The organism is Raoultella sp., assembly GCF_039594335.1.
Taxonomy (GTDB): Bacteria; Pseudomonadota; Gammaproteobacteria; order Enterobacterales; family Enterobacteriaceae; genus Klebsiella.
The window spans coordinates 1-7673 of sequence record NZ_JBCNNS010000170.1 but is presented as its reverse complement, the minus strand read 5'-3'; the positions used below and the strand labels follow the sequence as shown (position 1 = coordinate 7673).

At 56.0% G+C, this 7673-nt stretch carries 5 protein-coding genes and 1 pseudogene; 4 read left to right on the top strand and 2 right to left on the bottom strand.

What is annotated here, in order from left to right:
- From ACZAHD_RS20220 to ACZAHD_RS20205, 4 genes and pseudogenes are all read left to right on the top strand, one after another.
- A partial coding sequence (locus ACZAHD_RS20220; protein WP_462458346.1) for a DNA gyrase C-terminal beta-propeller domain-containing protein occupies positions 1-824 on the top strand: 824 nt, incomplete at its 5' end.
- A 317-nt stretch (positions 825-1141) separates the two neighbouring features.
- Positions 1142-1879 (top strand): 1-acylglycerol-3-phosphate O-acyltransferase, encoded by a 738-nt coding sequence (gene plsC / locus ACZAHD_RS20215; RefSeq protein ID WP_462458345.1) that lies wholly within the window; start codon positions 1142-1144, stop codon positions 1877-1879.
- An 85-nt stretch (positions 1880-1964) separates the two neighbouring features.
- The gene (gene ftsP, locus ACZAHD_RS20210) at positions 1965-3377 is read left to right on the top strand and encodes a cell division protein FtsP (RefSeq protein ID WP_462458344.1); all 1413 of its coding nucleotides are present in this window, start codon (positions 1965-1967) and stop codon (positions 3375-3377) included.
- A gap of 33 nt (positions 3378-3410) precedes the next feature.
- Positions 3411-5680, top strand: a pseudogene (locus ACZAHD_RS20205) (YgiQ family radical SAM protein).
- 97 nt (positions 5681-5777) lie between these two features.
- Here the strand turns inward: ACZAHD_RS20205 and dkgA are convergent.
- Positions 5778-6605, bottom strand: a complete 828-nt coding sequence (gene dkgA, locus ACZAHD_RS20200; protein WP_462458343.1) for a 2,5-didehydrogluconate reductase DkgA — start codon at positions 6603-6605, stop codon at positions 5778-5780.
- Between the two features lie 144 nt (positions 6606-6749).
- Positions 6750-7673: alcohol dehydrogenase (yqhD, locus tag ACZAHD_RS20195; protein ID WP_462458342.1), on the bottom strand; the 924-nt coding region annotated here is incomplete at its 5' end.

The following is a 7673-nucleotide window of genomic DNA, read 5'->3' as shown; positions in this document are numbered from 1 at the left end:
TGTGCGAGCGCGAAGAAGCAAAAGCGATGAGCGAGCACGATATGCTGCCGTCTGAACCGGTGACCATTGTGTTGTCGCAAATGGGCTGGGTGCGGAGCGCCAAAGGCCACGATATTGACGCGCAGGGTCTGAGCTATAAAGCGGGTGATAGCTGGAAAGCGTCGTCGAAAGGCAAGAGCAACCAGCCGGTGGTGTTTATTGATACCACCGGGCGTAGCTACGCCATCGATCCCATTACGCTGCCGTCGGCACGCGGTCAGGGCGAGCCGATTACCGGCAAACTGACGCTACCGCCGGGCGCCAGCGTTGAACATATGCTGATGGAAAGCGACGATCGCAAGCTGCTGATGGCCTCTGACGCCGGCTACGGGTTCGTCTGTACCTTTAACGATCTGGTGGCGCGCAACCGCGCAGGCAAGGCGCTGATTACGTTGCCGGATAACGCGCGGGTCATGGCGCCGCTGGTGATCGAAGATGATTCAGACATGTTGCTGGCGATCACCTCTGCCGGACGCATGCTGATGTTCCCGGTCAGCGATTTACCGCAGCTGTCAAAAGGCAAGGGGAATAAGATTATCAATATTCCGTCGGCGGAAGCGGCTTCCGGTCAGGATGGTCTGGCGCACTTGTTCGTGCTGCCGCCGCAGAGCACGCTGACTATCCACGTCGGGAAGCGCAAGATTAAACTGCGTCCGGAAGAGCTGCAAAAAGTCACCGGTGAACGCGGTCGTCGCGGCTCGTTGATGCGCGGACTGCAGAAAATCGATCGTGTGGAAATCGATTCGCCGCGCCGGGCATCGTCGGCGGGCGATAGCGAAGAGTAAGATGAGCATCCCCTGCGATCAGGTAGGGGATGCTAAAATTTGCCGCAAAATCGTTGTTTATTCAGGTGTTGCGATTAACAATAGGCGCAAAATCATTCAAAATACGTCGGGCGGTGAGCAAATGACACCCGACGCCTGCAATCTGCTAAACAGCGAGTCAGTACCCTCTACACGTGAGTGACGCTTAAACGCGAGACGAACGTGACAGGCGTGTCGTGCACGTGCGGTCACGATGTACCGGGCGATATCGTCGTTCGCGCATACGAACTGAAGTTTAACGGGTATCATTCTCAGCGGTTTGGGTTTTAGAGGTAGCTATGCTATTTATTTTTCGACTAATTGTTGTTGTTATTTATTGTATCTTTGTGTGCATATTTGGCTGTATTTACTGCTTGTTCAGCCCGCGTAATCCGAAACACGTTGCCACCTTCGGGCATCTGTTTGGCCGACTCTCTCCGCTGTTCGGCCTGAAGGTGGAAACGCGTAAGCCCGCGGATGCAGAGAGCTATGGCAATGCGATTTACATCGCTAACCATCAGAACAACTATGATATGGTGACGGCATCAAACATCGTACAGCCGCCGACCGTGACCGTGGGTAAAAAGAGCCTGGTGTGGATCCCGTTTTTTGGCCTGCTCTACTGGTTGACGGGGAACCTGCTGATTGACCGTAATAACCGGGCGAAAGCACATGGCACTATCTCGCAGGTCGTCGATACGTTTAAAAAACGCAAAATCTCTTTCTGGATGTTCCCGGAAGGTACGCGCAGCCGCGGTCGCGGTTTGCTGCCCTTTAAAACCGGCGCTTTCCACGCGGCTATTGCCGCAGGCGTGCCGATTATTCCGGTATGCGTTTCCAATACATCGAATAAAATTAACCTCAATCGCCTGAACAATGGTTTGGTGATTGTCGAAATGCTGCCGCCGGTCGATACCAGCCAGTTTGGTAAAGAGGGCGTACGCGCGCTGGCAACGCACTGCCGCGAGCTGATGGCGGCGAAGATTGAAGAGCTGGATCGCGAAGTTGCTGAGCGCGAAGCGGCGGCAAAGAAATAAACCAGGAACTGCTGCGATAACGTGAGCGCAGGGCTAGCGGGAAACGAATTCCCTTTTTGATGAGTTAGTATTCCATGGAGTTAATATGTCACTCAGTCGGCGTCAGTTTATTCAGGCTTCAGGCGTAGCGCTGTGCGCGGGAGCCATGCCGCTGAACGCAAATGCCGCCGGCCAGCAGCCAGCCTTGCCGGTTCCGCCGCTGCTGGAATCCCGCCGAGGTCAGCCGCTGTTTTTAACTCTGCAGCGGGCGCACTGGTCATTTACTCCGGGAACGCGCGCCTCGGTATGGGGCGTGAATGGCCGCTATCTCGGGCCGACGATCCGCGTGTGGAATGGCGATGATGTTAAGCTCATTTACAGCAATCGGCTGACGGAAAACGTCGCCATGACCATTCGGGGCCTGCAGGTTCCTGGTCCGCTGATTGGCGGCGCGGCGCGAATGATGTCGCCGAACGCCGACTGGGCACCGGTGCTGCCGATTCGCCAGAGTGCCGCTACGCTGTGGTATCAGGCGAATACGCCGAACCATATGGCCAGACAGGTCTATAATGGTCTGGCTGGCATGTGGCTGGTGGAAGATGAAACCAGCAAAAACCTCCCCGTTCCTAATCACTATGGTGTGGATGACTTCCCGGTGATTATTCAGGACAAGAGACTGGATAATTTCGGTACGCCGGAATACAGCGAACCCGGTAGCGGCGGTTTTGTTGGCGATACGCTGTTGGTGAACGGCGCGCAGAGCCCGTATGTCGAAGTGTCGCGCGGCTGGGTGCGTCTGCGCCTGCTGAACGCCTCTAACTCTCGTCGTTATCAGCTGCAGATGAGCGATGGCCGATTGATACACGTTATCTCCGGCGATCAGGGCTTTTTACCCGCGCCGGTTTCGCTGAAACAGCTGTCGCTGGCTCCCGGCGAGCGGCGAGAAATTCTGGTGGATATGACTAACGGCGATGAGGTATCGATTACCTGCGGCGAAGCGGCAAGCATCGTTGATCGTATCCGTGGCTTCTTCGAACCGTCGAGCATCCTGATTTCTACGCTGCTGTTAACGTTGCGTCCAACGGGCCTGCTGCCGCTGGTCACTGATAGCCTGCCGGTACGTCTGCTGCCGACGGAGTTCCTGCCCGGCACGCCGGTTCGCTCGCGGGATATCTCTCTGGGCGACGATCCGGGGATTAACGGCAATCTGTGGGATCCGCAACGCATTGATATCACCGCCCAGCAGGGCACCTGGGAGCGCTGGACGGTGCGTGCCGATCGGCCGCAGTCGTTCCATGTAGAAGGGGTGATGTTCCAGGTGCGTAACGTGAACGGAGCCGCGCCATTCCCGGAGGACCGCGGCTGGAAAGATACCGTCTGGATCGACGGGCAGGTGGAGCTGCTGGTGTACTACGCGCAACCTTCCTGGCCGCACTTCCCATTCCAGTTCCTGAGCCAGACGCTGGAGCTTGCCGACCGTGGCTCAATTGGCCAGATGCTGGTCAATCCGGCATCGTAATGCCTCATACCCTGACTGAATCGCGGTCAGGGTATAAGTAAATCTCCCTTCATTTCCATCATCGATCCGGCTTATAATCGCTGCCCTTTGATTATTTTTTTATCATTTTTCCCGGAAGCAATATGAGCGCAATATCCCTGATCCAACCGGATCGTGACCTTTTTTCCTGGCCGCAGTACTGGGCCGCCTGCTTTGGCCCGGCGCCGTTCTTACCAATGTCACGCGAAGAGATGGATCAACTTGGCTGGGATAGCTGCGACATTATTCTGGTCACCGGCGATGCGTATGTAGACCATCCGAGCTTTGGTATGGCGATTTGCGGACGCATGCTGGAAGCGCAGGGATTCCGCGTCGGGATTATTTCCCAGCCTGACTGGAATAATAAAAATGACTTTATGCGCCTCGGCAAACCGAACCTGTTCTTTGGGGTCACCGCCGGTAATATGGACTCGATGATCAACCGCTACACTGCCGACCGCAAGCTGCGTCACGACGATGCATATACCGCGGGCAATGTTGCCGGTAAACGTCCTGACCGCGCCACGCTGGTCTATACCCAGCGCTGTAAAGAAGCGTGGAAAGATGTCCCGGTGATCCTCGGGGGGATCGAGGCCAGCCTGCGCCGTACCGCGCATTATGATTACTGGTCTGATACCGTGCGTCGTTCGGTGCTGGTCGATTCGAAGGCCGATATGCTGATGTTTGGCAACGGCGAGCGTCCGCTGGTTGAAGTGGCGCATCGTCTGGCCGCCGGTGAGCCGATTGGCCAAATTCGCGATGTGCGTAATACTGCCATTATGGTCAAAGAGGCGCTGCCGGGCTGGAGCGGTGTGGACTCTACCCGCCTGGATACGCCGGGTAAAATTGACCCGATCCCGCATCCGTATGGCGAAGACCTACCGTGCGCGGATAACAAAACCGTCGCGCCAAAACAAGAAGCCAAGCGCGTCACCGTGCAACCGCCGCGTCCGAAGCCGTGGGAAAAAACCTACGTCCTTCTGCCTTCTTTTGAGAAGGTCAAAGGGGACAAGGTGCTGTACGCGCACGCGTCACGTATTCTGCATCATGAGACCAACCCAGGCTGCGCGCGCGCGTTGATGCAAAAACACGGCGAGCGCTATATCTGGGTTAACCCACCGGCGATCCCGCTGTCGACGGAAGAGATGGACAGCGTTTTTGCGCTGCCATATAAGCGCGTCCCGCACCCGGCATATGGCGATAGCCGTATTCCGGCTTACGAGATGATTCGTTTCTCGATAAACATTATGCGCGGCTGTTTCGGCGGCTGTTCTTTCTGCTCCATCACCGAGCATGAAGGCCGCATCATTCAGAGCCGTTCCGAAGATTCGATCATCAATGAAATCGAAGCGATTCGCGACACGGTTCCCGGCTTTACCGGTGTTATCTCCGATCTTGGCGGCCCGACAGCCAACATGTATATGCTGCGCTGCAAGTCGCCGCGTGCGGAACAAACCTGTCGCCGTTTATCCTGCGTCTATCCGGATATCTGCCCGCACATGGATACCAACCATGAGCCAACGATCAATCTGTATCGTCGCGCCCGCGATCTGCAAGGCATTAAAAAAATCCTTATCGCCTCAGGCGTGCGCTATGACATCGCCGTCGAGGATCCGCGCTATATCAAAGAGCTGGCGACTCACCACGTTGGCGGCTATCTGAAGATTGCCCCGGAACATACGGAAGAAGGCCCGCTGTCAAAAATGATGAAGCCGGGTATGGGAAGCTACGATCGCTTTAAAGAGCTGTTCGATACCTATTCGAAGCAGGCGGGCAAAGAGCAGTACCTGATTCCGTACTTTATCTCTGCGCACCCGGGCACGCGCGACGAAGATATGGTGAACCTGGCCCTGTGGCTGAAAAAACACCGTTTTCGTCTCGACCAGGTGCAGAACTTCTATCCGTCGCCGCTGGCCAACTCGACCACCATGTATTATACCGGCAAGAACCCGCTGGCTAAGATTGGCTATAAGAGTGAAGACGTTGTGGTGCCAAAAGGCGACAAACAGCGCCGTCTGCATAAAGCGCTGCTGCGTTACCACGATCCGGCGAACTGGCCGCTGATTCGTCAGGCGCTGGAGAGCATGGGCAAGAAGCATTTGATTGGATCGCGCCGCGACTGTCTGGTGCCTGCTCCGACGCTGGATGAGATGCGCGAAGCGCGTCGTCAGAACCGCAATACCCGCCCGGCGTTGACCAAGCATACGCCGATTACGCATCAGCGTTCGAACGGTGGGGAGACGGCGAGGAAGCCGATAAAACGCGGTAAGGTCGCCAGCCGTTAAGTTTGTCGGATGGCCCGGCGGCGCAGCGCTGACCGGGCCAGTAAAACGGTGAACCACCGGCCGGATCGGCATCCGCGCCATCCGGCCTTTTTATATGTTATCCGCCGAACTGATCCGGATCCGGTCCCAGACGTTTGTTCTGGTCCAGTTTCGCCATCTCACCCAGTTCGTCTTTATCGAGACGGAAATCCCAGACGTTGAAGTTCTCCGCAATACGTGCCGGCGTCACCGATTTCGGAATCACCACCAGGCCGTTGTCCAGGTGCCAGCGGATAACAATCTGCGCGGGAGTTTTTCCGTATTTATCCGCCAGATGGTGAATAATTTTCTCATCGAAAACGCCTTCACCACCCTGCGCCAGCGGGCTCCAGGATTCGGTCTGAATTTTATGCGTAGCGTTCCAGGCATGAAGCTGACGTTGCTGGAGCAAAGGATGCAGCTCTACCTGGTTTATCACCGGCACGATGCCGGTTTCATCCAGCAGCCGCTGGAGATGGTGCACCTGGAAGTTACAGACACCGATGCTTTTGACCAGTCCCTCTTTTTGCAGTTCAACCATGCCTTTCCAGGCATCAACATAGCGGTCAATCGCCGGAACCGGCCAGTGCATAAGATAGAGATCGACGTAATCGAGCTGCAGCTTGCGCAAGCTCTCTTGCAGCGCTGCACGAGGACGTTTTTGGTCGTCGTTCCAAAGTTTAGTTGTGATGAACAGCTCATCGCGGGGGATGTCTGCACTGCGTAACGCATTGCCGACACCGGTCTCATTTTGGTAGGCGGCGGCGGTGTCAAAAGAGCGATAACCGACTTCCAGCGCCTTATGAATGGCGGAGACGACTTCCTCGTTGCCTGCTTTCCACACGCCGAGGCCCAGTTGCGGCATCAGGTTGCCGTCGTGCAGTTTTATAACGGTTGGATGTGTCATGCCTTCCTCCTGTTAATGAAACTCAGCGGTATACATTCCGCTAAGGGGTAGCATTAAGCCTGGACGAAATAGCTAAAAACGGTAGTAAAACTCTTCTCCTTCTCGCAAGTTTGCGGAAGGAGAAGAGAGGGGGAAAGGGAAAACTTAGCGTGCGGCCTCGTAAATCCGGCGGCTGACCTCAAGGGTGATGTCCTGATTTTCACCCAGCGCCGTCATGCCATGCTCTTCCAGTTTAGCCAGTAACGCCGGGATGGAGCTACCATCCAGACCATAGTCGGAAAGACGGGTCGGTACGCCAAGCTGTTCGAAGAAGTGGCGCGTCGCGGCGATAGCGGCATCGATACGTTCGTCTTCAGAACCCTCGGTAATATTCCAGACGCGGGCAGCATATTGCAGCAGTTTCGCACGTTTGGTATCGCGTTTTTCATTCCACAATTCCGGCAGAACGATGGCCAGCGTCTGGGCATGGTCGAGGCCATGCATCGCGGTTAACTCGTGACCCAGCATGTGTGTTGCCCAGTCCTGTGGAACACCGGCGCCGATCAGGCCATTTAACGCCTGGGTAGCCGCCCACATAATATTGGCGCGAACGTCGTAATTTTCCGGTTCCTTCAGCGCTTTCGGGCCCTCTTCAATCAGGGTCAGCAGAATGCCTTCGGCAAAGCGATCTTGAATTTTGCCATCGACCGGGTAGGTCACGTACTGTTCAACGGTATGGACAAATGCGTCAACAACGCCGTTGGCCACCTGACGCGGCGGCAGGGTATAGGTGTAAACCGGATCGAGGATCGCAAACACCGGCTGCACATGAGAAGACATAAAGGCGCGTTTGTCACCGGTGGTTTTACGCGAAACTACGGCACCTTTATTGGATTCGGAACCGGTTGCCGGCAGCGTCAGCACGGAGCCCATCGGGATGGCACTTTTCACATGGCTGCCGAAGGTTTCGAGAATTTCCCACGGATCGACGTTTTCATCATAGTGTGCCGCCGCAGCGATGAATTTCGTGCCATCGAGTACCGAACCGCCGCCGACGGCGAGCAGGAACGTGACGTTTTGTTCACGGGC